Consider the following 26,000-nt stretch of genomic DNA (forward strand, 5'->3'; position numbering starts at 1 on the left):
TCACTTCAGCAAATTCGGCAACCATAGTGAGATGATCGGCACATAAGCCACCAGTATCAGCACCGCCAGTCCGGCGAGGTAAAACGGCCACAGGGTCTTGAGTGTCTGGGCGATGCTGATCTTGCCGATGGCGGTGCCTACAAACAACACCGACCCCACGGGCGGTGTGATCAGCCCGATCCCTGCGTTGAGCACAAGGATTATGCCAAACTGCACGGGGTCGATGCCGAAGGCTTTTGCGATAGGCAGGAAAATCGGCGTGCAGATAATGATCAGCGGGGCCATGTCCATGAAAGTACCCAGGATCAAAAGTGCGATGTTGATCAGGATCAGGATACCAAGCGGGCTGTCTGTTAGCGCGCTGATGGCTTCAACCGCCTTGGTGGGCACCTCCATATAGGCCATGAGCCAGCCAAAGGCTGCAGCGGAGCTGATGACAAAAAGGATCACTCCGCTCATGCGTGCAGCGCGCATGCACGCGGCAAAAAATTCGGACCACGGCAAGTCGCGGTAGAGAAGTGCGGTAACCGCCAGCGCATACAGCACCGCGACAGACGCACTTTCCACAGCGGTGAAAATACCGGCGCGGATACCACCAAAGATCACAAAGATGAGCAACAGACCCGGAAGGGCAGCGATGAAACGAATGGCGAGTTCCCGCAGACCCGGGAATTTTGCCGTTTCATAACCGCGCTTGCGGGCGATGATATAGGCGGTGATCATTACCGCAGACATTAGCATCAACGCCGGGATGATACCGGCTGCAAACAGGTCGGCGATCGAGATTGAGCCACCGGCTGAAGCAGAATAGAGAATAAGGTTATGCGATGGTGGTACCAGCAGTGCGACTAGCGCGGACGCCACAGTCACATTGACGGCATAGTCGCGGTCGTAGCCGCGTTTGACCATCTGCGGGATCATGGCACCGCCTACGGCAGACACGTCCGCCAGCGCGGAGCCCGATACACCGCCAAAAAAGAGGCACGACAGTACATTGACCTGCCCCAGCCCGCCGCGGATATGACCGACAAAGGCCGTAGCCAGAGAAATCAGCTTGGCGGAAATGCCGCCGGACATCATCAGTTGCCCGGCGAAGATAAAGAGCGGGATGGCGATGAGCGTTGAGCTGTCGGTTCCGGCCACGGTTTCAATCACAAATACATGCGCTGGCAAACCAAGGTAAAGCACCGTGGCAAATGACGCACTTGCGAGCGCGAAGGCAACTGGCACACCAAGGAGCAACAACACGAGAAAGACAAAAAACAGGATGCTAATGGCCATGGGGCTGCTCCGTGCTCGGCGCCGTTGCAGGCAGGAAAAAACGTTCAATGGCAAAAAGGCAGATCAGGGCTCCCCCCAGCATGAAGGGGATGAAATAGATACCGGTCGGGAGGGCTGCCCCGGCAACCTTGATGCCCCATGTCTCTGCCGCCATGATGGCCGACCAGATGGTGAGGATGATGCCAATGAAGGCGCACACAATGCGCGCAATGGCTTCAAGGCGGGGCCGCCAGACCTCGTTTGCAGCCTCTACCAGCAAGAGGAAGCGAAAATGTGCCTCACTCCGGATGCCGACGGCAGCGCCTAGCATCAGGGCGAATTTAAGCATCAAAAGTGCTACCGGTTCGGTCCAGCTTGGCGAATCATTGAGCGCATAGCGGCCAATCACCTGCCAGACTTCCACCAGTACCAATGCCACAAGGGAACTGCAGGAGCCTATCAGCGCCAGCAGCGCCAGTATTCTGAAGGGGCCGTGCTCCAGCCCGTCACTATCGGTCATTCATCCCTCCCCAGGGGTTGTCGTCATGCCCGTTGCCAGGCAGCGCACAATCAGCCTCAGGCCTGTGCACGAATTGCGTCATATAGCCGGCGAATTTCCGGGTCCCTCAGGTACCTGTCCAGAAGTGGCTCGTTGGCTTTGCGGAAAGCGCCCTTGTCGACAGCGTTCACTTTGGCGCCGGCGGCCAGAACAATCTCCCGGGACTTGCCAACTGCTGCGTCCCAGTGCTGGCGCATGACCGGTACAGAACGTTTGGCGGCCTCAATCATGAAGCCGCTCTCCTCCGCGCCCAACGCGTCTGCAACCTTCTTCGACATCAGCAAAATATCCGGCGCGAAGGAGTGCTCTGTTTCGGACCAGTAATTGGCAATCTTGTATTGTTGGCTGGTCTGGAAGCTGGGCCAGTTGTTCTCCGCGCCGTCAATCAGATGCGTTTGCAGGCTGGAGAATACCTCGCCATAAGAAAGGGGTGTCGGGTTTGCGCCCAGCGCGGCCACGGTTTCGATAAAGATGTCAGATTGCGGCACCCTCAGCTTGAGGCCATGCAGGTCCTCGGGCGTCTCGATCGGGTGCCGGGTGTTATAAAAATTCCGCGAGCCGGAATCGTAAATCGCGAGGCCAATAAGGCCGATGGCGCGACAGGCGGCGAGGATCTCTTCACCCACCGGGCCATCAAATACCCGGCGCATATGTTCGGTCGAATCAAACACATAAGGCAGCGACAATATCCGCGTTGCCGGCACCGCGTTATTGAGCGCCGAGCTGTGCACCCGTGTACAGGCCAGCGCACCAACGCGGGCAAGCTGGAGGGTGTCTTTCTCACGGCCCAGTTGCCCCGAATGATACACGGTCATGCCAAGGCGGCCCCTGAAGGCCTGCATCAGCTCGCCGTTCATCCATTGCATTGCCTTGACGGTCGGGAAGTCATGCACATGCACTTCCGCAACGCGAAGGGTTTGTTCCACGGCTGCGGCACGTGCAAGGCCGGAGAAGGCTGGCAGGGCTGCGGTGGCGGCAAGGCTTGTGAGCAAATGACGTCTGTTCAACATGGTGACACGGTCTCCTTTCACGCGGTGAAGGCATCCGGGAAGGCTTCACGCTCCGGACCACCTTTGACGGCTGAGCAGAAAATGTCACCATCTTTACCAAAACTGATACGCGAGTGCTGGCCGGGCAGGATATCATGCACGCCGGTAATTGCACCGCTGGAGACGAGGCATCCAGCTTTGAGTGGCATGCCGCGTCTTGCTGACAACTCCAGAAGGAAACGCACCGATTCGAACGGTCCGCCGGGGAGGCCGCCCGCGTTGCCGGTGGCAATGCTTTTGTCTTCGATGTAGGTTTCGGCCCGCCAGTCTTCAAACGTGCGGGTTTGCCAGCCTTGAAGTTCAGGGCCGACAATCAGGCTCGCATTGTTGCCGAAGTCTGACACGATGACCCGCGGCCCAAGCTGGTTGATGATGGCAAGCGGGCTGCTGGCGATCTCCACACCGGTATAAACGGCGGAGACGGCGGCACGCGCTTCTTCCCTGCTCCATGTGGTTTTATCGGCCGGAGTATCCGCGCCAATCTCCAGCACAAACTCGGCCTCGACGGCACCAAAGCCGCCATCGAAAATAGGGAAGGTGGTGGCCTCTGCGTCCGCGTGCCAGATGTGGCGCTTGAAGATGGGGCCTGCCAGCCGGTCGACACCAAATTCGCGCGCCAGCGGTTCGCCGATACGGCCCACTTTCCAGCCGCCAATTGCATCCTGCCACAAGTCGATGGCGGCATCCTGAATTTTGTAGGCTTCGGTCAGGTCTGCCGGAACGGCGCCAGGAAAGTCCGCTAGCGCCGACCCTTTGGCGCGTGCTGATACAAAAGCGCGGGCAATGCCACCCGCGGATGGGTGTTTGATACTGTTCATATGGTCTTCCCTGTCCCCACAAACACAATCTGAATAAAAACTATGGTAACCGGTGTCATTTTTTGGTTAAGCTATACGCAAGGTCATATTCCTCGCTTCCCACGAGGCAGGAGAAACGCTATAGGAAACCGGTGTCATTTGCAAATGTTATTGGTTCCTGTTTTTAGTTTACGTCCCGAAGATCAAATCAAGCGGGACGAAAAAGGGGAGAAATTCTATGAAGTTGCGACCTATATCGTTTATGCGGACGCTTGTCGCGGTCTGTATTTTGGGCGCATTTGGCCTCGCGGGCCCGTTTTCCGCTGTATTTGCGAATGAGCAGGCATCGGCCATGCTTGCCTTCCCGGGCGCGGAAGGATGGGCAAAACACACGCCAGGTGGCCGTGGTGGCAAGATTATCAAGGTTACAAACCTGAAGGCCGATGGTCCAGGTTCCCTGGTGGCGGCGCTTGGCGCGGCGGGACCACGCATTGTGGTGTTTGAAGTTGGCGGGGTGATCGACCTCGGCGCGACGGAATTCAAGATCACATCACCTTTTGTAACCATTGCGGGCCAGACGGCACCGTCGCCGGGCATTACGATCATCCGAGGCGGGTTGACCATCGCAACCCATGATGTGGTTCTGCAACACCTGCGCATTCGCCCTGGCGAAGGCGGCCATGCCAAACGCAGCGGCCACGACATTGACGCCGTCACAACGACGGCGGGGGCCTATAATGTGATTGTTGACCATTGCTCGCTGACTTGGGCGACTGACGAAAACATGTCGGCTTCCGGGCCCCGATTCACAGGGGACAGTCTGGAAGACTGGCACAAAGGCACGTCACACAAGATCACCTTCAGCCATAATCTCGTCGCTGAAGGGTTGTCGCATTCTACTCATGCGAAGGGGGAGCACTCCAAGGGCTCGCTGATCCACGATAACGTCAGCGACATTCTGATATACGCGAACCTTTATGCACACAACTATGAGCGCAATCCGCTTTTCAAGGGTGGTGTGCGCGGTGCGGTGGTGAACAATTTCATCTACAACCCGGGCCAGCGCGGCATCCACTATAACCTTCAGGGGCTTGAGTGGGGCAAGGTTGCGCCGGTGAACGGCCATCTCACGGCTGTCGGTAACGTGCTGCGCGCGGGGCCTGATACACCAACGCCTTCTTCCTTTCTGATGATCGGCGGTGTGGGCGACCTTGACTACTACAGCAAGGACAATGTGGCCGTTGACCGTATTGGCGAGCCTATTCAGGAAGTCGGTCACTATACCGTTGGCGGTGGCAAGGTCTTAAAGGCGAAAAAGCCGCTTGATTGGCCTGCAGGCCTTAAGGCCAAATCGTCTGGTGAGGTGGAGACATGGGTACTGGCAACCGTGGGCGCACGTCCGTGGGACCGCGATTATAATGACACCCGCATCCTCGCCGATGTTGCCGAAGGTCGCGGTGAAATCATCGACAGCGAGCAGGAAGTGGGCGGTTATCCGCAGATGAAGGAAACCCATCGTACGTTCGACGCTGAGCTGTGGAACCTGCAGGACATGACACCGCGTTCCGCTGAGGCGCTCGATAGCGGCTCCAAGGCCAAGGGCACTTAGGAGCGGAAAATTAGGGGCTGGTGTCGCGCGGATGTGCGCACTAAGCTCCCGGAAATTAAAGAAGGGCTGGGATGGGCCTGTCGCGGCGTTCGCGCCGCGGCGAACTAGGGGAAGGTAAACAGTGAAAACCAAACTGACGATCAACGACATCGCCAGGCTTGCGAATGTATCGAAGAAGACCGTGTCGCGGGTGATTAACGAATCGCCGCGTGTACGATCTGAAACGCGGGAGCGTATCAAGGCGATCATCGCGGAGCATGACTTCTCGCCGGATTTGCAGGCGCGGGCGCTTGCGTTCCGCCGCTCCTTCCTTGTCGCGATGATCTACGACAACCCCAGCCCGCAGTATGTGGTGAACATGCAGCGTGGCATCCTTGACACGCTTGAGGACACCTCCTTCCAACTGGTGGTGCGCCCCTGTGACAGGAATGCTCCGCGCTTTTATGAAGCCATGCAGGCGTTTCTTGAGCAGCAGCGCCTGTTTGGCGCCATTCTGCCGCCATCGGTATCCGAGGATGAAAAAGTCACCGAACTGTTGCGCTCGGTGAACTGTCCTTATGTGCGCATTGCCTCGGTAGTGCTGGATGAACCGGACCGCATGATCTGGACGCATGACGCCGAGGGTGCAGCGCAAGCCGCGCGTCATATCGCCAAGCTTGGTCATACGCGTATCGCCCATATCCGCGGGCCCGACATGTTCCGTTCCTCGCATGAGCGACTGCGCGGGTTTGAGCTGGGTCTTGCGGAACATGACCTCACGCTCGCCCCGGATATGGTTGTTGAGGGGGGCTACACCTTCGATTCGGGGGTGGAATGTGCACGGCTTCTGCTCGCCAAGCCAGACCGCCCGACGGCCATTTTTGCCGGTAACGATGAAATGGCGCTGGGTATTTATCAAGCCGCGCGCGAGATGAAGCTCAGGGTGCCGTATGACATTTCTGTCGTCGGTTTTGATGATACGCCGATTGCCTCGCGCATCTCCCCGACACTCACCACCGTGCAATTGCCGATCCGCGAGATGGGCAAGTCTGCGGCAGAGATGTTGCTGGCACCGCCTGACGCGCCGAAGCCGACAGAGCCTATCAGTTTCATGCCCAAAATAGTGGTACGGGAATCAACGGCCAAACTGGCAAAATAAGCTGAGAATTCATTTGCACCCCATGCACTGACGATATATGTTTCCACAAAATGACACCGGTTACCTTTTTCGGGACAAGCCGACTGGGAGCGCGAGCACAAGCGCAAAAGATCAAAGGAGAAGAGCATGTTTGAAAAGACGTATCAGGCGACCCATCCGGTGATGATGGACGGCGCCAGCAATGATGAACTCAGGGAACGCTACCTTGTGACCGGCATGTTCAAGGCGGATGAGGTCAGCCTCAATTATTCGCACAATGAGCGATTTGTCATCGGTGGTGCGGCACCTGTTTCGAAAGCAGTGAAGCTGCCTGAGCAAACCGAGCCGGTTGCGGGCAAGCCCTTCCTTGAGCGCCGTGAACTGGGCGCTGTCAATGTGGGCGGCGGCGCGGGCCGCATCACCGTTGACGGTAAAGCCTATGACATGGCGCCGCGTGACGGGCTTTATATTCCGATGGGGTCGAAGGATGTAGTGTTTGAAAGCACCGACAAAAGCAACCCGGCAAAATTCTATCTCGCATCCACCCCTGCGCACACCCGTTTTGATATCGTGAAAATCTCTATCGACAAGGCGGTCCCGCTTGAGCGTGGCTCCCTGGAGACGTCGAACGAGCGCACGATCTACCAGTATATCGTGCCAGACACCTGCAAATCCTGCCAGTTGCTTCTTGGTCTCACCATCCTCAATACCGGCAGTGTGTGGAACACCATGCCGCCGCACCTGCATGACCGCCGGTCGGAGATTTATTTTTACTTCGATCTTTCGGGCGAGGACCGTGTATTCCACTTTATGGGCGAGCCTGACAAGGCACGTCATATCGTGGTGGAGAATGAGGAAGCTGTTATCTCCCCGCCTTGGTCGATCCATATGGGGTCGGGCACGCAGAACTATGCTTTTATCTGGGCGATGGGCGGTGAAAACCTCGATTACACCGACATGCATGTACTTGACATCTGCCAGCTGAAATAGGGGCGATGACCATGAGCACATTGTTTGATCTGACGGGTAAGGTGGCGCTGGTAACCGGCGCCAACACCGGCCTTGGACAGGCGCTCGCGGTGGGGCTTGCGCAGGCCGGTGCTGACATTGCCGCCGTGGGTCGTAGCACGCCGGATGACACCAAAGCCGACGTTGAAGCGCTGGGCCGCAAGTTCCATTTCATCAAGGCTGACCTAGGGAACGCCGGTGTCTCTGGCGATGTGGTGGACGCCGCCGTCAAGGAATTCGGCACCGTCGATATCCTGGTGAACAACGCGGGCACCATCATGCGTAATGACGCGCTTGACTTCACGGAAGCTGAGTGGGACACGGTGATGAACGTCAACCTCAAAACCGCGTTTTTCCTCTCCCAGGCCTTCGCGCGCCACGTAACCGGCGTGGGCAAGGGCGGCAGCATCATCAATATCGCCTCCATGCTCTCCTTCCAGGGCGGAATACGTGTGGCGTCCTACACCGCATCCAAAAGCGGTGTCGCGGGGCTGACGAAACTGCTGGCGAACGAATGGGCGGCGAAGGGCATCAATGTGAACGCCATCGCACCCGGTTATTTTGCCACCAATAACACCAAAGCCCTGCGGGCGGACGAAAAACGCAACGCGGAAATCCTTGGCCGCATCCCGGCGGGCCGCTGGGGCAAGCCATCTGATCTGGCGGGCGCTGCGGTGTTCCTGTCGTCTGAAGCCGGTGCCTATGTGCACGGCGCTGTCATCCCGGTTGATGGCGGATGGCTTGCACGCTAGGAGCATTAGCCATGGCCGGTCGTATCGCATTTTTTGGTGAACTGCTCATGCGCCTCTCCACGCCGGGGCGGCAGCTTCTGCTGCAGTCCCCGTCCCTGGACGCTTTCGTGGGCGGCGCGGAAGCCAATGTCGCGATCGGTCTTGCGCATCTTGGGCACAAAACCCGCATGATCAGCGCGGTGCCGGGCAGTTCGCTCGGCCGCGCCGTGGTTGGTGAGGTCCAGAAACACGGCACTGACTGTTCGACCGTGCTCGGCCTGCCTGGCCGTATGGGCCTCTACTTTCTTACCCCCGGGGCGGGCCTGCGCGCTTCTGAGGTCATTTACGACCGCGCAGGCTCAAGCTTCGCGGCCGCGGCGCCCGAGAGCTGGGATTGGCCCGCACTTCTTGACGGTTGCAGCCATTTGCACCTCTCCGGCATCACACCGGCCCTCGGATCCGGTGCCGCCAAGGCCGCGATTGCAGCCGCGGAATATGCGCGCGCAAACGGCATCAAGATTTCCTTTGACGGCAACTACCGCGCCCGGCTTTGGGAAGCGTGGGACAGTAACCCGCGCGAAGTGCTGAATGTGCTGGTGGGATTGACCGATATTTTCATCGGTAATCACCGCGATATGTCATTGCTGCTGGACCGCGAATTCTCCGGCGAAGGCCCGGCGCTCCGCCGCGCGGCGGCGGAAGCCGCTTTTGACGCTTTCCCGAACCTGAGCTTGATGGCATCAACCGCACGCCATATTGACGATGCCGACCATCACCGTATCGCCGCCCGCGTTGACCTGCCTGATCATTTTGCCCAGACGGATGAGGTCGTCGTCTCCGGCATTGTGGACCGTATCGGCACCGGCGACGCTTTTGCCGCCGGCGTGCTGCACGGTGTGCTGATAGGCGCGTCACTTGAAGATACGGCAGAGATGGGCCTCGCGCTTGCCTGCCTCAAACACAGCCTGCCGGGGGACGCGGGCATGTTCACCACCGGTGACATTGAAGCATTCAAGGAAGGTATCTCTGACGTTCGCCGCTAGAGCGTCACAGTTTTGAATTCACCGCATTTTGGGAGGGATGCACCATGATCAACCGCCGCACCATGCTGGCTGGCACCGCCGCTACACTCGCACTGGCCGCCGCACCCGTGAGTGCCAAAAGCGACCCCATTGTTGCGACCACTGAAGGTCGTCTGCGGGGTACGCTCGAGGGCGGTCTATCCGTTTTTCGGGGCATTCGCTACGGCGAGGATACGCAGAGCACGCGCTTTCAGGCCCCTATGCCTGCAAAGGCATGGCCTGGGGTGCGTGACGCGCTCTCATTCGGTTCTGTATGCCCGCAGCGTGGGGATCGTTACGCAGCTGAAACAGAAGATTGCCTGTTCCTCAATGTCTGGACACCGGGCTTGGACGCCAAGGCCAAGCGCCCGGTCATGGTCTATTTCCATGGCGGGGCTTATTCCACCGGTAGTGTAACCGACCCTTTGAATGACGGTCGCCATCTTGCCGCCCGTGGCGACGTGGTGGTCGTGACCGTCAATCACCGCCTCAATGCTTTTGGCTATCTATATCTTGCGGGTCTGGATGCACGTTTTGCTGACAGCGGCAATGTGGGGCAGCTTGATCTTATCCTCGCGCTTCAGTGGATCAAACGCAACATCGCAGCCTTTGGTGGCGACGCTTCGCGCGTGATGGTGTTCGGCCAGTCGGGTGGTGGTGCCAAGATTGCGACGCTTATGGGCATGCCCGCCGCCAAAGGGCTGTTCCACTCTGCCGCGACCATGAGCGGCCAGCAGGTCACGGCCCAGGGTGCCATGAACGGCACCACCCGCACCCGCGCTTATATGGCCGCGCTGGGCCTTGGTGATGGCGATGTGGAAAAGCTCCTGACCTTGCCGACCGATGCGCTCGTTGAAGCCCTGCACGCCACTGACCCGATCCTCGGCAAGAGTGTATATTTTGGCCCGACCCTCGACATGAAATGGCTCGTGCGCCACCCCTTTTGGCCGGACGCAAACCCGCAATCGACCGCTATTCCCATGATCCTTGGCAACACGCACGATGAAACCCGCGCCTTCATCAGGCCGGACGGCGACAAGGTGCGTGGCCTCAACTGGGATAATATCGCCGCGCGGTTAGGGCCTGAACTGAAGATCGACCTGCCGCCTGACTGGGTGGTGGCGCAGTATCGCGACCATTTCCCGGGCTATAGCGCCGAGCAGGTTTTTTATGCTGCGACAACAGCAGGTCGCAGTTGGCCGGGGCAGGTGATTGAAGCAGACGCCCGTGCGGCAGCGGGTGCCAAAGATACATGGGTTTACCAGCTTGATTTCCCATCACCCCTTGAGCCGCGCCGGGGTGCCTTCCACACCCATGATATCCCGCTTGTGTTCGGCACACTTGGGGCCGAAGGGTCGCGGACCGGCACGGGCGCAGATGCGCGCGCGGTGAGCGAGAAGATGATGGACGCCTTCATTGCGCTCGCGCGTGACGGCAACCCCAATCATGCGGGCATGACCGAGTGGCCCAGCTATAGGCTGCCCGCCCGCGCCACCATGGTGTTTGATGCCCACACCCGCGCGGTCAATGACCCGCGCAAGTGGCAGCGCGAGCTGTTTGCCCGCGCGCCCTATATCCAGCCCGGCAGTTAGGAGCCTTAGTCATGAACGCCGATCGCAGATCAATCCTGATGGGCAGCCTTGCAGTCGTTCTCGCTCCCCTTGCCGCCGCACATGCCCAAACCCTGCCGCCCCATGTGAAGGACGGCGACCTGCCACCGGGCCTGCCGCAACCCGACGAGACGATTGACCTGTGGCCAAATGGCCTGCCGGGGGGCGAAAGCCCGGGCATCACCGAAACAGTGATCGAGCGCAGCAAGGACCGGCTGGTGACCGATCGTGCGGTCTACGGCATCACCCGCCCCCGAATGGCGGTATTCCGGCCACGTAAGCCCAACGGTGCCGCAGTGATGATCACCCCGGGTGGCGGTTACAAATGGGTGGTGGTTGACAAGGAGGGCTATGAGGTTGGGCGGCGCCTGAGCGCGCAGGGCTATACGGTTTTTGTGCTCTTCTACCGTCTGCCCCACGAAGGCTGGAAAGACGGTGCCAACACACCGCTCGTCGACGCGCAGCGCGCCATGCGGCTCATTCGCGCGCGTGCGCAGGACTACGGCATTGACCCCGAGCGCGTGGCGGCCATGGGCTTCTCGGCTGGCGGTCATCTGTGCGCGGACCTTGGTACACGCTATGACTCCAAGGTCTATGACCCCATGGATGCGGCGGATGAGCTTTCGGCCCGGCCTTTCCTAGCTGCACCCATCTATCCGGTGATTTCTATGTCAGCGCCCAACGCGCACCCTGGTTCGCGTGAGAAGCTGGTCGGCGCGGATGCCGATGCTGCGTTTGAGGCCGCGCACTCACCACACATGAATGTGCCGGTCGGGGCGCCGCCTTTCTTCATTCTGCACGCGGAAGATGACGATGTGGTACCCGCGGAGAACGCGGTCCTCCTGCGCGCGGCGCTCAAGGCCAAAGGCACGCTCGTGGAAACCCACCTGTTCGCCCACGGTGGGCACGGATTTGGCCTGAGGAAAGCGGTGGGCAAGCCGGTTGAAGGCTGGCTCGACCTGTTTCTCAACTTCGCGCAGGCGGTGCGGTTCGCGAACCGCTACTAGCTCAGTTCGCGAACGGGTCTTTTTCCTTGCCGCCAAGCAATCCCTGCAGATGTTTGAAGGCACGGAATACCTTCTCGCCGTCACGGCAGTAGAAGCTGTCACCGTCTAACGGACTAACGGTATGTGTGTTCTGGCCTTCGCGCCAGCTTTCGTTCCTTACACACAAATCCGCACAGTGAAGCTTGATAAAGGGCGTGGTATCTGGGTGCGCGACCCAACGGATATCAACTTTTCTGAGATCATACTGGCCGACATGATTATATTTTGATGTGTCGCGGGAACCCATCAACGTGAATGTTTTCGTATGGGTCAGTGTGGTGCCTGAAAGGCTTATAGCCATGGTTTTATTGACGAAGTCACTGTCGGCAGGGACGCGCCATTCAGCCCCCGTGCACCGGGCAGTGATATAAGCCATCGTTTCAGCCGCGTCCGGTTCGTCTGCCGCATATGCCGGCAGGAGAGGCAGCAGGAGGGCAAAGCCTGCTGCTACGCGCAGGCTGTTAGGCAAGATCATTCCATATCTCCTCAGTTCGCGAACGGGTCGTCGTCGGTGATGAACGATTGCAGGTGCTGAACCGCGTTCAAGACACGCTCCGGGTTGCGGCAGTGCATGGTCGTGAAAGGATAAACATTGGTGCCGGGTTTGTTGCCCCAGGCGGGCTTGGTTTTCCGACCGTCTGAGCCAAGATAAAAGCCTTCCACGCTCACGCAGTCGTAGCTGCACGCAAATTGCACCGGGATGCTGTCCTCCTTGAGGGTGGCGTCCTTGAGGTCGAGCGAACGCTGCTCCTGCCAGAAGGCGACGTCGCCTTTGGCCGAGGCATCGACCGGCACGCCTTCGGTGAAAGTGAGCACGGTACCTTTAACACGCACGTTGCTCGTGACCGCTCCGGACCCTGTGGGCGTGCCATTACACTGTTTCTGTATGTACGCGACGGTCTCCTCCCGGCTGGGGGCGGCAGTTGCGCCGAGGGAAATACCCATGACGGCGATAAGGAGTGTTTTACGCATGGATTTTCTCCTCAGTTCGCGAAGGGGTCTTTTTCCTGCCCACCAAGCAGGTCCTGCAGGTGCTTGAAGGCACGGAAGGCCTTCTCGCCATCACGGCAGTAAAAACTGTCGTTGACCATACCCTTGGGCGCATCATCATTCCATTCCCACCTGACACAAAGGTCGGCGCAATTCATTCCGATATAGGGCTGAGTATCAGGATATGCGACCCAACCGATAGTTACTTTTCGCAAGTCATATCGGCTGACAATACGGTCTTTGGAGCCTTTGGAAGATCCGGTATACATTTGAGTTTTCTCATGCGTAAGCGTGGGGCCAGCAAGGCTGATGGAGACAGTTTTATTCACAAATGGGCTGTCCGGGGGGACGCGCCAGGTTTGCTGCGTACAGTGAGCCTGGATATAAGCCAGGGTTTCCTCCCGGCTTGGCCCATCAGCGGCTCCGGCGGCAAGCGCGGGCAGAACAAGTGTGCAGAGGATTATTGTCTTCAGGCGAGGTGACAGGCTCATTTTATATTTCCTGTTTGGCAGGCTGCGTCATCCTACAGCGGGCAGGGTTCAGGTGTTCGGCATGCGCACGGAAACAAACCGCACCTTGCCGCGCCAGAAACGCTTCTGGTCTGCCAGATATTCCCGCAAATCGTCCTCAGCGTCCTGACGAGAGCGGTGGCAGCTGGACTCACGCCCATTGATTGTCAGGTTAAGCTGCAACTGCGCCTCATCGAAGAAAACCGACGTTGGATAGCGCCTGTTGTTACCTGTGTCATGGAGCACATTGCTCGTGATTATAACGGTTTGTGGGTCGCGGGTGCCTTCTTTCACCTGACAGACATTCTCCGGCCGACCAGAAACCTCCTCCTGTACGCAGGATTGCCAGATATAGAGATAGCCGCCCTCTGTGCCACAGTCTGCTTGGGCGGGTGTGGCCATGGCGGTGATGGCGCTGGCGACGGCCAGGGCATATAGTGGTTTCTTCCTCATGTTCATCCTCATTATAAACCAAAACGGTTGTGTTGCCGGTTACGGTGTAAAGAGGTCTTCTCCTGCCGGTTCCCCACGGAGTAGACGATGTCTAGCTTCAGTAATAGCCGGGGTGCGGGCGTATGGGGCGGGGCAGGCATGGCCGACCGTTCATCGTGGAATCCCATGTGCCAAACAATGCGGCCGGACGCCCATCGCTGAAAAAAGTTGCGTTATAACCGTTGCCACCATTAGCCCAGCGCGGGCAAAAATAGGCGGGGGAGAAACGGCGTGTACCCTCGCCATAGAAACGCAGCGCGGCGCGCCGCTCCGCGAGGCATACGCTGTCGAACCCGACAAATTCGCCCCGCCGGTCAAAAACCTTGCATATCTCATAGTCACCGTCGGACAGGTCCTGTGCCTGAAGCGGCGGCGGTGCACTTGCCGCAACGATAAAGGCAATGACCAGCTTGCAGGCAGAGGTATGGATTGGATCCCTAGTCACGAAAGTTCCCCCATCAGGTCCGCGGAAAACAACATAGACTATGTTATGACAGGGTGGCTGGTCAGGTCTTTGCCCGGGCGCTGATTATATGTGGTGTGCCCCGGGGAAGTTATGAAAAATTATGACAAACAGCGCTTGGACGTCAAATCCCCGTGGCCACGTCGGTCAATCTACGGCTGCGCCTGCGGGCGGAAGGCCGGCGAACAGATCCTGTGCCTCCCGCATTGCCGGGTGGTCCGCCGGCAGCGTTTGCGCCAGCGTATCAAGGCATTCCTGTGCGTTATGATGGCCGGTGACGATGTCGCCCATATGGGCGGCGACCCGCGCCCGGAGGCATTTTGCCCGGCCAGCCCATGGGTGCATTGCAGGCAGGGCCGCAGCGATTTTTATATTGGCGTCCTCAATGTCCGTCGATGCCTGGGACCAGTTGCCCAGAGCCAGTTCGGTGCGGGCCCACCTGAGGTGAAAATAGATACTTTTGGCTGCGCGCCCGTAAAGCAGCCGTTCGCTGGTTTTTCGTGCCTCCGCCAGATATTGTCTGGCACCACTGAGGTTGCCGCATTTGGCCTCAGTCAGGGCAAGTTCCGTGAGCGTATATAGCGTCCACATGTGGTCAGAGCCGACGGTGGCCCGCCACCCGGCCAGACGCGGCAATAAAAGAGCGCGCGCCTCTGTCCATTCACCGCGCCACTCATGCATCAGGGCAAGGCTGTACCCGGGGGACAATGCTTCCGGGTGGTTGGCGCCAAGGGATGTATTAAATATGGACTGCGCCTTGGCCAGCGCTTGCTCTGCTTCGGCGAAATCGCCTGTTTCGACAAGAAAATCTCCGTAGTCGGCATAGGCCCATGCTGTCAGCGGGTGCCGGTCGCCGTAGGTTTCCATTTGCAGGTCGATAAGGCTGAGGAAAGCGGTGCGGGCATCCGCGAAGGCCGCTAGCTTGCGCTGGCTCAGGGCGAGAAACCATAGGGCATCTCCACGTGTCTTGGCCGAGTTTTCCTTAGCAGGCGCTTGCGCGACGGGTCGCAAAATTTCTGCGGCTTTTTCATATTGGCCGTCTTCGAAAAGCGCTTTGGCATAAGTAACGCGCGCTGGCGAAAGTGGCATGCCTGCGTCGGTGGCGGAGTGCAATGAAGCAGAGCAGGCGTTCAGCGCGGCGCGAATGTCGCCCGCCAGCCTGAGTTGTTGACAAAGATGCAAGTCCAGCGACGCGATTTCCGGCAATGGCGGGGTGCCGACCTGAAGACGCAGGTCGCGAGCCCGCCACAGATGTTCGGCCGCGCGGGAATATTCTCCCCAGCCGCTGTAGGCCAGCGCAATCGCTTTATGCAGCCGGGCTGCTGCCACGGGGGTTTCGCCGAAGCGTGCTTCGGCCGATTGTGCCATTTGTTCAACCAGTTTGCGTTCGTCAAACTGGGCGGGTCCCGCTTGGTATGGGTCAATCCTGGCAAGCACGTCATCAACAATCAGGGAAAGGGCAGCTGCCGCTTCGGCCTCCGCCAGATGCGCCCTTTGTCTGGACACATGCGTTTGCCAAAGCGCGGCCATTGCTACAATCAACAGGACGGCGACAGCATAGACGGGCCACCGAAGCAGGCCTGCGCGAAGGTCTGTTTGTGCAGGCGGGGGTGTGTCGAGCTCATCAAGTGGCAAAAAGGTAACGTCCGCCTGCAGGCGATATCCGAAGCCATGGACAACGCGGATAGCGTCCCTGTCATCGCCGATATTTTGCCGCAGGCGGCTGACAGCCTTTGCCAATGTATTTTCCGAAACTACCCGCCCGGGCCAGACATCAGCAAGCAGGACATCCTTGGAAACCGTTTCTCCGGCGTGGCGCACAAGAAGTTGCAGGATGAGCACACTTGCACGGTCTATATCCTGCTGCTTGCCAGATACGGTAACCGTGCCGGTTCGTTCATTCAGCTCGGTGTGGCCAAAACACCATACCCCGGTTGGTTCGGTTTTCATCGGTAGTCTGCTTTCTATCCGGCTTACGGCTCGCTTTGCCGAAGGGGAAACCACGAACGCCCTACATAACCATAGGGTAGGATTGGCAACTTGTCCCCGCCTGTCAAGCGGTAGCCGCCATCTTCCCGCCCATACGCACAATCGGTGCGGTCGATGACAAAACCAGAACATATTTGTGCAATTATGTATTGCGAATAATTATTAATTGCAATATCAAGACGGCGCATAGCCGCAACCGGGCGCTTTCGTGCCCATTCGTCACCCATCAGTGTGTAAAGGAGCAGCAGATGAACCTGAACGTAAACTTGCAGGCACGCCCGACGTCCTCGTCAGGGCCTACTCAGGAGAAGGTCCTGTCCGTCACTCACTGGACAGATTTTCTCTTTTCGTTCCGGATAACACGACCTGCAGGCTTTCGCTTCCGGTCTGGCGAGTTTGTCATGATTGGGCTGGAGGTTGAGGGGAAACCGCTGTTGCGCGCCTATTCTATCGCCAGTCCGAGTTGGGGTGATGAACTGGAGTTCTTTTCGATCAAGGTGCCGGATGGCCCGTTAACCTCCCGGCTGCAACAGATCGAGGCAGGCGACACGGTGCTGCTGGGCCGCAAGCCGGTGGGCACCCTGGTGGTGGATGCATTGACGCCGGGAGAAAATCTTTATCTGCTGTCTACCGGTACGGGTTTTGCGCCGTTCGCCAGTGTGATCAGGGACCCGGAAACATATGAGAAATTCAAGCGTGTTATTGTCACGCACACCACGCGGGAGGCTGCGGAGCTGGACTACAGCAAAGCAACCCTGGGTGCGTTGATGGAGCATGAATTTCTGGGCGAACTTGCTGCTGGAAAGCTGTATTATTTCGATAGCGTGACGCGGGAACCGTATTTCCGTAACGGGCGCATCACCACGTTTATCGAAAGTGGCGAGCTGTTCCTGGCAACCGATTTGCCGCCTTTTGATCTGGTGCGCGACCGTGCGATGATCTGTGGCTCGATGGGGATGATTCAGGACACAAAAACATTGCTTGAAAAAGCCGGCCTGACGGAAGGTTCCAACGCTTCTCCGGCCGAGTTTGTTGTTGAAAAGGCCTTCGTCGGCTGACGGACACAGGCCACGGGGCGATTACTTTATCCGTGGCCGCGCCCCTGCGTTTCACACCGCGCCCAGCTTCAGGGCCGCATTCTTCGCCAGTTTCTTTCCGCCAGCCCCAACGCTCAAGGTGCCCTTCGTACTTTCCGTGTTGAAAAATAATTTACTCCACTATAAAAATAGTCATGGGTTAAAAAATTAAAAATCTGATCGGAGGGCACAGATGACGGGTTTGAGGGAACGGCAGAAAGCGCAGCGTCGTGTGTTGATCGAAAAGGCGGCGAGCGAACTGTTTGTCGAAAAGGGCTTTGCCGACACCACCATCGAAGAGATTGCCGCACGCGCGGTGGTGTCTGCGCCGACGGTCTATAATTATTACGGCACCAAGGGTGACCTGCTGCTGGCGCTTGTCGCCCGCGGTGAAGAGGGCATTGAAGAAGCGCTGAGCGACTTCAGCAAACAGGCTGCCGATCACGACCCCATCGACCTTGTGGTCAAGGTTATCCGCTCCAACGTCAATGATACGCTGTCTGCCCTCTCCCGCGAGTTGTGGGGACATGTGGTGGCATTTGTCGCTACATCCTCTGACCCGGCAGTAGCGCCCAGGTATCTGGATACCATCGCGGGTGGTTTGGGTGCCGCCATCGAGTCTGTTCTTAATGCCTATCAGCGGTTGGGCTCCGTCAGCACCGCGCTTGACGCGCGGGAGCTGGCCTACCTTCTGACCCGGATGGAGCGTATTCATTTTCTCAACTTCGTATATCTCAGGGCGATGACGGTTGCGGATCTTCACGATGCCATTGCGCGGGACGTCACCATCATCATGAGTCCCTATGTGCGGGAGGTATGAACACGGTTTTTCTTTAACATTAGTCACTAATATTATTTTAGTTGACTATAAAAAAATAGCCTGCCATATTTTTTCAAATTACATAAATATGGGAGGAGTAGCCATGTCGGCTATCGGCAAACTGTCAACTTTGACACTCATGTCCTCAACGGCGCTTTCGGGGCTTTTGGCCCTGCCGGCGCTCGCACAGGACAGCGAGACGGGCGATATCGCGCTTGAGGAAATTGTCGTCACGGCCAGCCGCCGCGCGGAACGCATTCAGGATATTCCCTATAATATTTCGGCGGTCTCCGGTGCTCGCATCGAAGACGCCAAAATGCTGGACGCGGCCGAGCTTCTGCGCTCCGTCTCCGGTGTTGCAATTGTAGACCGGGGCCCCAGGAACGCCGGTGCGGTGAACAGCATCCGTATCCGTGGCCTGAACGTGGACAGCTCTGCGCTCGGTGATTATGCCACCAGTGCTGCGGCGACGGTTTCCACCTATATCAATGACACGCCGATGTTCGCCAACCTGTTGATCAAAGACCTTGAGCGCGTTGAGGTGCTGCGCGGGCCGCAGGGCACGCTTTATGGCTCCGGCGCGCTGGGTGGTACCGTGCGCTACATCACCCAGAAGCCGCAGTTTGACGCGTTTTCCGGCAAGGTTACGGGCTCGCTCAGCAGCGTGAAAGGCTCTGAAAGCACGGGCTGGGCCGGTGATATCGTGCTGAATGTGCCGCTGGGTGACACGCTCGCCTTCCGCTTTGCCGGCACCCGCATGGACTACCCCGGCCTCACGGATTATGTGAATGTGTATGAGCTTGACGGCGACGGCATTCCCGTTGCGCCCAATGGTGTGCTTGACCCGGCAGCATCCTATAAAAGTGTGGAAGACGCTGACACCTATGATGTGTGGTTTGGCCGCGCGAGCCTGCGCTGGCAACCCAGCGACAAGTTTGATGTGACCGCAACCTACACCCGTCAGTCTGACGACATGGGCGGCAGGCGAGCCCAAACCGTAGGCCGTGACGGCTTCGGTAATGAGTATGAAAAGTATGAAGTAGGCGCCATCCAGCTTGAGCCTGCTGAAAGCGACGTGGAAATGGCGTCGCTTGAAGCCACGGTGGACCTTGGTTTCGCCACACTGACCTCCAGCACATCCTATTATGACCACGAAGGCGCCAGCATCAGCGAAAACACCGGCTTTTACGCGCAGAACGGCTGGCTTTCCTGGTATTACAACTACCCGCGCCCGATGGCGACGGCGTCGCGCACCTATGAAGACAAAGCCTTCATTGAGGAGCTGCGGCTGGTCTCCAACGCCGAAGGGCCGCTGCAATATGTGGTTGGCCTGTATTATCAGGATCAGGACCGTCAATCGACGCAGGAAAGTTTCCTTTATGGTGCCAATGCTTATGTGGACGAATTGTTCGGCTTTGACGTGCCGTGGATCGCGGGCGACCAGGACTTCCACTATGTGCTGGATGAAACCTTCAAGCAAAAAGCTGTCTATGGTGAGCTGACTTATGCGCTTTCGGACAAGCTCGATGTCACGGTGGGCGGGCGTTATTTCAAGAACACCAGCAAATCCGACACCTTCATGGCGCTGCCTTTCTGGACCGACCTGTTCCCTGAGTTGACCTCCACTTTCGAAAATGAGGAAGACAAATTCCTGTTCAAGGGCAACCTGACCTATCACCTGGATGACGATAACCTGCTCTATGGTACATGGTCGCAAGGCTATCGCCGGGGCGGTGCCAACGGTGTGCCCACCGAAGGCTATTATGCTGAAGATCCCGCATGGCTGACCTATGAAGCGGACCGCGTGGACAACTTCGAGCTCGGCATCAAGGGCAGCAAAGGCAGCACACGGTATACCGTAAGCCTGTTTTATGTTGACTGGTCTGACCCGCAGCTCAACACCTCCACCCCGACATGGGGCTTCTTCACCGTGCAGAATGGCTCCAAGGCGACCACCAAGGGGATTGAGGTTGAGCTCGACGGTTATCTGAGCCAAAGCTTGCACTATACGGTGGGGTATGCTTTCGCCGACGCGGAGCTGAGCGAGGATTTCTATTCGCCGCTTGGTACGCTGATCGCGGCTGACGGCGCGCGCTTGCCGGGTGCACCGCGCCATATGTTCAATGTGGCGCTTGATCACCGCTATGAGATCAGCGACAGCCTGACGTTGACATCCCGCATTGACGGTTATGTGCAGTCTTCCACGCGCAATTCCATCGGCACATCGGCGAAATTTGACCGCACTCTGCCGGCCTATAGCATCTGGAACGGATCGATGACGCTTTCACGCGGCAATGTCGACCTCACGCTCTGGGTGAAAAACATCTTCAATGCCGAGGGTGTCAGCGCCGTGTTCAAGCACGCCTATATGGGCACACGGCCAAGCGAAGGCTATTATGGCAATGGCTCGAAGGAGCAGATCGCCCTGCCGCGTACCATTGGCTTGTCGGCAACCTATCGCTTCTAGCGTAAAAACTTGGCACAGTAGCCAAGATGACGGACTGGGCTAAAAGATAACCGACCGGGGTGGTGCGCCGCCCCGGTTCCCCGTTTCATGCCAATTGTTTTACGCCAGCTTGAGAAGGTGTCATGCCGCAACATTTGCCAGATATAGACCGCGCTATCGCAGAGGGGCACACAGCCTCCGCGCGCGCGCTGTTGGCAACGGCGGCAGGCGCGGCGCGTGATGTGGTCTCGCTCCAGCAAGTTGCGGAGCGCTACGTCCAGCTTGGTCTGTTTGGCCCGGCCGACACGCTCTACCGCAAGGCGCTTGCTCTTGCGCCCGGTGATGCGGGCCTCCTCTATAACGCGGCCACGGCGGCCATTGCCCTTGGCAATATGACAGATGCAGAAGCCTGGCTTGAGAAGGTGATCGCACGCGAGCCGGGTGACTATGACGCCTATTATAACCGCGCCACGCTCAGGCGCTGGACGGCAGATGATAATCACATTCATGCCATGGAAGCGCTGCTGAAGGCGGGCATCCCGGACCGTAAGGGCGCGGTGCAGCTTTTTTATGCACTGGCGAAGGAATATGAGGATATCGGTGAAACCGAACAATCATTCGGTCATCTTGTGCGCGGCGCCAACCTGCGGGCCTCGATGATGCGCTATGACGTGGGCCAGGACGTCGAAACCATGGCAAAAATCGCCAAGGTTTTTGACGCTGATTGCATTGCACAGCCGCTGCCCACATCAAGCACAAAAAGTGTCGAATCCCTGCACAAGTCCTGCACAGATTCTGGCCAGAATTGCACACATCGGCCGGTGTTTATTGTCGGCCTGCCGCGCACGGGCACCACACTTGTGGACCGTATCCTCAGCTCGCATACTTCCGTCGCCAGCCTGGGCGAAATCAGCGACCTTGCTACCAGTATAGTCCGCTTGGTGGGGCCGGTCCAGAACCGGATGGAACTGATTGATAAATCAGCTGGAATTGATTTTATTTCGTTGTCGAAACAATATGAGGGCAGCACGCGTGGGCGCGGCTTTGACGCCCCTGTGCTGATCGATAAAACCCCTGCCAATTTTCTCTATCTCGGCCTCATTGCCCGCGCCATGCCGGGCGCGCGCATCATCCATTTGAGGCGCCACCCGCTGGATGTCTGTTTTGCCATTTATAAAACCCTGTTCCGCATGGGCTACCCCTATAGTTACCGGCTTGACCAGCTTGCGGATTATTACATCGCCTATGACCGCCTGATGGCGCACTGGCACGCCGTGATGCCGGGGCAAATCCTTGATCTGCAATATGAAAAACTGGTCACTGACCTTGAGGGCGAAAGCCGCCGTCTGCTGAACCACTGCGGGCTTGACTGGCAGGCCGGGGTGCTTGCGTTCCATGAAAATGCCAGCCCCAGCGCCACAGCGTCCGCCGCGCAGGTCCGCCGTCCGGTGTATACGTCTTCCGTTGGCCGCTGGCGTGATCATGCCCAGGGTCTTGCGCCGCTTGTCGGTCGTCTGCAAGCGGCGGGCGTTGATCTGGAAGAGGAAAGATTTTCATGATCAGGCTATTGATTTTACTGACTTTTCTAACGCTGCCGGCACAGGCTGACACGGCCTCGCGGGACGCGCTATTGGCGGGCGATAAAGCCTTTGCCCTCGCGCTGCCATTTGATGATTTTACCGCTCCTGAAGGTGCCACGCCGGGCGCACCGCTCGAAGGTCGCCTGCGCCTTGACATGACCGCGCTTGGTGGTGGCTTCCAGCTTGTACGCGACCCCGGCGACATTGCGGCAAACCCCAATCATGCCGTGCGCTCCCTGCCTGTGATCGACCTTGATCTGGTGCAGGAAGGTGACGATATTATCCCGAAAAACCAGGGGATTATTGAAACAGCACACCCTTATTTTGACCTCATCTTCACTCCCGGAAAAAGCTGGGGCGAGGCGGATGGCCGACGCTTCATCTCGCTGCCTTTCGCCATGATGGAGAAAGGTGCCAACTGTATCCACAATGGTGCCCTTCTGCTGGCGATTGATGCTTTGGGCAAAGCGTCGGTGGCGCTCGCGCAAATCGGCAGCGAAACCTGCGCCTATTTCCAGTTCAATTTCTGGGCGGCCTATAAGGCCGAATGGTCTGCGGGGCCGGTGGCAGACGCTCCGGCCATCCGCGAGCGGCATCATGCGGTGCGGGCCGCACGGCTGCCGGTTCGCGCCATGGCGGATTTACCGCAAGGCCTTGAAGAGAAAAGCTTTTCGCAAGCTGACCAAATTCCGCCCGCCTTCATGAGCGTTTATGGTCTTGTGCTCGACGGCGTGCATTACCGCGGCGGTTGTGCCACGCGGCTCGGGCCTTACCCGCACTGCGACAGTCTTGTGCTGCCGTCCTATTCGCTGGCAAAGTCACTGGCGGGCGGGTTGGGGCTGATGCGGCTTGAAGCGCTTTATGGTGATGCCTTCACCGCCAAAGTGGCGGACCTTATACCAGACTGCGCCGACTGGGGTGATGTCACGCTGGGTGACCTGCTCAATATGAGCACAGGGCGCTACGCCAGCCGGGTGCCCCATGCGGATGAAGCCTCCGAGGCTTATATGCCCTTTTTCGCAACCTTGGCCGGGCAGGAAAAAACCGCTTTCGCCTGCACTCATTTCGGGTTCAAAACAAAGCCTGGTAAGCGCTGGGTCTACCACACATCGGACACCTATCTTCTGGGGGTGGCGATGAATGCCTTCCTTGCCAAACGCGGCGCTGAAGGCGCGGACTATTACCGCGACCAGCTTGTTCCCATCTGGCAGTCCATGACGCTGAGCCCCTTGATGGCGGTTATGCGCCAGACCGGCGGGCCGGAGGCGGCGCCCTTCACCGGCTACGGCATGGTGTTGACAACCGACGATATCGCCCGCGTCTCATCCGCTTTGGCTGCCGGGGATACCCGGCTGGCCAGCCATTTCGCGGCCCGCCCGCTGGCCGCTGCACTACAGCGCGAGCCAAGGGATCGCGGTCTTGAAGCTGGGGCGAAAAGCTTGCGCTATAAAAACGGTTTCTGGGCCTGGAATGCGCGGGAAAGCCTTGGCTGCAAGGCAGATACCTGGCTGCCGTTTTTGTCAGGCTACGGCGGTATCACAGTTGTACTGCTGCCCGGCGGTAACATTTATTATTATTTCTCCGACAGCGGCCTCCACGTCTTCGCTGACGCGGTCAAGGCGCTCTCGGCCATCACACCCATCTGCGGAGAGACTTCATGAGCAATAGCGGTAAAGTCACATCTCCCGCGACGGGCGGCGGGCTGAGAAAAGCGGACCCCAGCGGGCATATAGCCCCTGTTTTGCTGGCGTTTCTGACTACGGCGGGCCTGTTTTATGTCAACATCATGCCAGCGCTGGTGAGCGGTCTTGTCGAAGGGCTCGGCTTTTCCAAGGCGACAGCGGGCTATGTGGCGTCGGCCAATGTTTATGGGGCCTCGCTCGGCGCGTTGGTTACCGTATTTTTAATCAAATATCTCAACTGGAAGAAAGCCGCAGCGGTTGCGCTTGTCGGGCTTATTGTCATGGACATCGCGTCCACCGTACAGACAGACGGTACCGTGCTGATCGCCATGCGGTTTGCGCACGGCGCCATTGGCGGTTTTCTGGTCGGTATCGGCTTTTCGGTAATTGCCCGTACGCCAGCGCCCGACCGCACCTTTGGCATGCTGCTGGTGGTGCAATACGGCCTTGGCGGTGTGGGGTTGATGACCCTGCCGAAGCTGGTGCCCTTATACGGTACGTCGGTGCTTTTTATTGCACTGATGGCGTTCAGCGCCATCACCCTTGTGATGCTGCCCTTCCTCGCGCCGTATCCGGCCAAGGAAAAAACCGTTATGGAAGCGCAAAAAGATGGCACCGGGCCCTATTTCAAGCCGCTTGTTCTTGCGCTTCTGGCGGTCTTCTGTTTTCAGGCAGCCAATATGGGGCTTGCGGCTTATGTCATTGAGCTTGGCAAAGGTGAAGGCCTGACCACGAACAGTATCAGCACCACACTTGGTATTGCCAACTGGATCTCGGTCGCGGGTGCGGTTTTTGTGTATGTTATCGGGCTCAGGAACGGAAGGTTGAAGCCGCTCCTGCTGGGGCTTTCGGTTACCCTTGTTGGCATGTTCCTGTTCCGCTTTTCAGGGAACGCCAGCCTGTTTTTTGCCGCCAACGTCATCACTGGCATCACCTGGGCGTTCCTCATCCCTTATCTTTTGGGCATGTGTGCGGCGTTTGACGGCAAGGGGCAGATGGCGGCGCTCTCGGGCTTTTTCTCCAAAATGGGTTTGGCGTCCGGCCCCTTTGTCGCGGCATTGGTGATCGGTGAGGGCAATTATACTTTGCTGATAAACCTGGCGCTTATGGGCATCGTGCTGTGCATCGCGGCGGCCTTCATGCCGGCGCGCCTTCTGGACAGCAAAGCAGACGCCGGGCCTCGCGCCGCGCCGATACCGCCACAAGCGGCGGCTGAAGTAATCGAGTAGGGAAGGAATAGTTTATGAAACCGTTTGCCATCGCAGGCTTGCAACTTGCACTTCCGCACAGCGGCAACCTTGATCTGGTGATCAAAAAAATCAGGCAGACCACACTGCGTTACCCCTGGGTGCAGATGATTGTGCTGTCGGAGCTGGCCATTTGTGGCGCCATCACGCGCTCAGTGGAAAGCCTGCCATCGGGGACCGAGGATACGCTGGCCAAATTGGCCGCTGACCTTGGTGTCTGGATCGTCAGCGGGTCGCTTTATGAGAAGCACAAAGGCGCGGTTTATAACACTACATCGGTGATCTCGGACGCGGGCAAAGTGGTTGCCCGTTACCGCAAAATGTACCCTTTCCTCCCCTATGAGCAAGGCGTTGCCGCAGGCGACGAGGTTTGCATCTTTGATGTGCCGGATGTCGGGCGCTTTGGGGTGTCCATCTGTTATGACATGTGGTTCCCCGAAACCAGCCGTGCGCTGGCGACCCTGGGGGCGGAGGTGATACTTCACCCGACATTGACCAACTCGATCGACCGGGACGTGGAGTGCGCCATGGTGCGGGCCACGGCCGCACAGCAGCAGTGTTATGTGATTGATATCAATGGTGCGGGTGAGCAGGCCAACGGACGGTCTGTGATTGCCGGGCCTGACGGGGAAGTCTTGCATCAGGCGGGCGAAGTGGAAGAGATCATCCCGGTAGAAATAGATCTAGAGCGCGTGCGGCGCAGCCGGGAGCGGGGTCTCATGGGCCTTGGGCAACCGCTTAAAAGCTTCCGCGACGCTGGCCACAGTTTCCCGCAGGAGAACCGCTCAAGCCAGAGCACCTACCTGAATAGTCTTGGCGTGCTTGAGATTCCAAAACGCGGCAGCTGATCACCACCGAA

The 26,000-nt window shown here is 58.3% G+C and carries 24 protein-coding genes; 14 read left to right on the forward strand and 10 right to left on the reverse strand.

The window, feature by feature from the left end:
- The 4 genes from OEU85_RS16775 to OEU85_RS16790 are packed head-to-tail and all read right to left on the reverse strand — an operon-like array spanning nt 1 to nt 3,686.
- A complete protein-coding gene (locus tag OEU85_RS16775; protein WP_262692680.1) occupies nt 1–1,281 on the reverse strand; it encodes a TRAP transporter large permease in 1,281 nt (426 codons plus the stop codon).
- A complete protein-coding gene (locus tag OEU85_RS16780; RefSeq protein WP_262692681.1) occupies nt 1,271–1,780 on the reverse strand; it encodes a TRAP transporter small permease in 510 nt (169 codons plus the stop codon). Before OEU85_RS16780 ends, OEU85_RS16775 begins: the two co-directional genes overlap by 11 nt.
- Nucleotides 1,781–1,836: 56 nt before the next feature.
- Nucleotides 1,837–2,829, reverse strand: a complete 993-nt coding sequence (locus OEU85_RS16785) for a TRAP transporter substrate-binding protein (protein ID WP_262692682.1) — start codon at nt 2,827–2,829, stop codon at nt 1,837–1,839.
- Nucleotides 2,830–2,846: 17 nt separating this feature from the next.
- Nucleotides 2,847–3,686 (reverse strand): 2-keto-4-pentenoate hydratase, encoded by an 840-nt coding sequence (locus OEU85_RS16790; protein WP_262692683.1) that lies wholly within the window; start codon nt 3,684–3,686, stop codon nt 2,847–2,849.
- A gap of 217 nt (nt 3,687–3,903) precedes the next feature.
- Here OEU85_RS16790 and OEU85_RS16795 point away from each other — a divergent pair, with 217 nt between their 5' ends.
- The 7 genes from OEU85_RS16795 to OEU85_RS16825 all read left to right on the forward strand — a co-directional run bounded on the left by OEU85_RS16795 (nt 3,904) and on the right by OEU85_RS16825 (nt 11,808).
- Nucleotides 3,904–5,274, forward strand: coding sequence for a pectate lyase family protein (locus OEU85_RS16795; protein WP_262692684.1), 1,371 nt, complete (start codon nt 3,904–3,906; stop codon nt 5,272–5,274).
- Nucleotides 5,275–5,395: 121 nt separating this feature from the next.
- Entirely contained in the window at nt 5,396–6,412 is a 1,017-nt protein-coding gene (locus OEU85_RS16800) for a LacI family DNA-binding transcriptional regulator (protein ID WP_262692685.1), read from the forward strand.
- A gap of 126 nt (nt 6,413–6,538) precedes the next feature.
- Nucleotides 6,539–7,381 carry a 5-dehydro-4-deoxy-D-glucuronate isomerase gene (kduI, locus tag OEU85_RS16805; protein ID WP_262692686.1) on the forward strand — a complete coding sequence of 281 codons (843 nt, stop codon included), beginning with the start codon at nt 6,539–6,541 and terminating at the stop codon, nt 7,379–7,381.
- Between the two features lie 11 nt (nt 7,382–7,392).
- Entirely contained in the window at nt 7,393–8,151 is a 759-nt protein-coding gene (kduD, locus tag OEU85_RS16810) for a 2-dehydro-3-deoxy-D-gluconate 5-dehydrogenase KduD (protein ID WP_262692687.1), read from the forward strand.
- Between the two features lie 11 nt (nt 8,152–8,162).
- Nucleotides 8,163–9,173 (forward strand): sugar kinase, encoded by a 1,011-nt coding sequence (locus OEU85_RS16815; RefSeq protein WP_262692688.1) that lies wholly within the window; start codon nt 8,163–8,165, stop codon nt 9,171–9,173.
- A 44-nt stretch (nt 9,174–9,217) separates the two neighbouring features.
- Nucleotides 9,218–10,783, forward strand: a complete 1,566-nt coding sequence (locus OEU85_RS16820; protein ID WP_262692689.1) for a carboxylesterase/lipase family protein — start codon at nt 9,218–9,220, stop codon at nt 10,781–10,783.
- An 11-nt stretch (nt 10,784–10,794) separates the two neighbouring features.
- The gene (locus tag OEU85_RS16825; protein WP_262692690.1) at nt 10,795–11,808 is read left to right on the forward strand and encodes an alpha/beta hydrolase; all 1,014 of its coding nucleotides are present in this window, start codon (nt 10,795–10,797) and stop codon (nt 11,806–11,808) included.
- A gap of 1 nt (nt 11,809) precedes the next feature.
- Here the strand turns inward: OEU85_RS16825 and OEU85_RS16830 are convergent, their stop codons facing one another.
- From OEU85_RS16830 to OEU85_RS16855, 6 genes are all read right to left on the reverse strand, one after another.
- Complete coding sequence (locus OEU85_RS16830; protein ID WP_262692691.1) at nt 11,810–12,322, reverse strand: hypothetical protein; 513 nt, start codon at nt 12,320–12,322, stop codon at nt 11,810–11,812.
- 11 nt (nt 12,323–12,333) lie between these two features.
- On the reverse strand, nt 12,334–12,819 hold the full coding sequence (locus tag OEU85_RS16835; protein ID WP_262692692.1) for a hypothetical protein: 486 nt from the start codon (nt 12,817–12,819) through the stop codon (nt 12,334–12,336).
- 11 nt (nt 12,820–12,830) lie between these two features.
- Nucleotides 12,831–13,328, reverse strand: a complete 498-nt coding sequence (locus OEU85_RS16840; RefSeq protein WP_262692693.1) for a hypothetical protein — start codon at nt 13,326–13,328, stop codon at nt 12,831–12,833.
- A gap of 48 nt (nt 13,329–13,376) precedes the next feature.
- Entirely contained in the window at nt 13,377–13,799 is a 423-nt protein-coding gene (locus tag OEU85_RS16845; RefSeq protein WP_262692694.1) for a hypothetical protein, read from the reverse strand.
- A gap of 97 nt (nt 13,800–13,896) precedes the next feature.
- Complete coding sequence (locus OEU85_RS16850) at nt 13,897–14,283, reverse strand: hypothetical protein (RefSeq protein ID WP_262692695.1); 387 nt, start codon at nt 14,281–14,283, stop codon at nt 13,897–13,899.
- Between the two features lie 165 nt (nt 14,284–14,448).
- Nucleotides 14,449–16,251 carry a tetratricopeptide repeat protein gene (locus tag OEU85_RS16855; RefSeq protein WP_262692696.1) on the reverse strand — a complete coding sequence of 601 codons (1,803 nt, stop codon included), beginning with the start codon at nt 16,249–16,251 and terminating at the stop codon, nt 14,449–14,451.
- A gap of 287 nt (nt 16,252–16,538) precedes the next feature.
- On the opposite strand from OEU85_RS16855, the gene OEU85_RS16860 reads away from it, so the two are divergent.
- The 7 genes from OEU85_RS16860 (at nt 16,539) to OEU85_RS16890 (ending at nt 25,989) form a co-directional block, all read left to right on the forward strand.
- Nucleotides 16,539–17,348 (forward strand): ferredoxin--NADP reductase, encoded by an 810-nt coding sequence (locus tag OEU85_RS16860; protein ID WP_262692697.1) that lies wholly within the window; start codon nt 16,539–16,541, stop codon nt 17,346–17,348.
- Nucleotides 17,349–17,559: 211 nt separating this feature from the next.
- Entirely contained in the window at nt 17,560–18,186 is a 627-nt protein-coding gene (locus OEU85_RS16865) for a TetR/AcrR family transcriptional regulator (RefSeq protein ID WP_262692698.1), read from the forward strand.
- 103 nt (nt 18,187–18,289) lie between these two features.
- On the forward strand, nt 18,290–20,653 hold the full coding sequence (locus tag OEU85_RS16870; RefSeq protein ID WP_262692699.1) for a TonB-dependent receptor: 2,364 nt from the start codon (nt 18,290–18,292) through the stop codon (nt 20,651–20,653).
- Nucleotides 20,654–20,775: 122 nt separating this feature from the next.
- The gene (locus tag OEU85_RS16875; protein WP_262692700.1) at nt 20,776–22,191 is read left to right on the forward strand and encodes a tetratricopeptide repeat-containing sulfotransferase family protein; all 1,416 of its coding nucleotides are present in this window, start codon (nt 20,776–20,778) and stop codon (nt 22,189–22,191) included.
- Complete coding sequence (locus OEU85_RS16880) at nt 22,188–23,873, forward strand: serine hydrolase domain-containing protein (protein ID WP_262692701.1); 1,686 nt, start codon at nt 22,188–22,190, stop codon at nt 23,871–23,873. Before OEU85_RS16875 ends, OEU85_RS16880 begins: the two co-directional genes overlap by 4 nt.
- Nucleotides 23,870–25,123, forward strand: coding sequence for an MFS transporter (locus tag OEU85_RS16885; RefSeq protein WP_262692702.1), 1,254 nt, complete (start codon nt 23,870–23,872; stop codon nt 25,121–25,123). The genes OEU85_RS16880 and OEU85_RS16885 overlap by 4 nt, the downstream gene beginning before the upstream one ends.
- A gap of 14 nt (nt 25,124–25,137) precedes the next feature.
- Nucleotides 25,138–25,989, forward strand: coding sequence for a carbon-nitrogen hydrolase family protein (locus OEU85_RS16890; protein ID WP_262692703.1), 852 nt, complete (start codon nt 25,138–25,140; stop codon nt 25,987–25,989).
- The last annotated feature ends 11 nt before the right edge of the window (nt 25,990–26,000 follow it).

Source organism: Kordiimonas aestuarii, from assembly GCF_025574465.1.
Taxonomy (GTDB): domain Bacteria; phylum Pseudomonadota; class Alphaproteobacteria; order Sphingomonadales; family Kordiimonadaceae; genus Kordiimonas; species Kordiimonas aestuarii.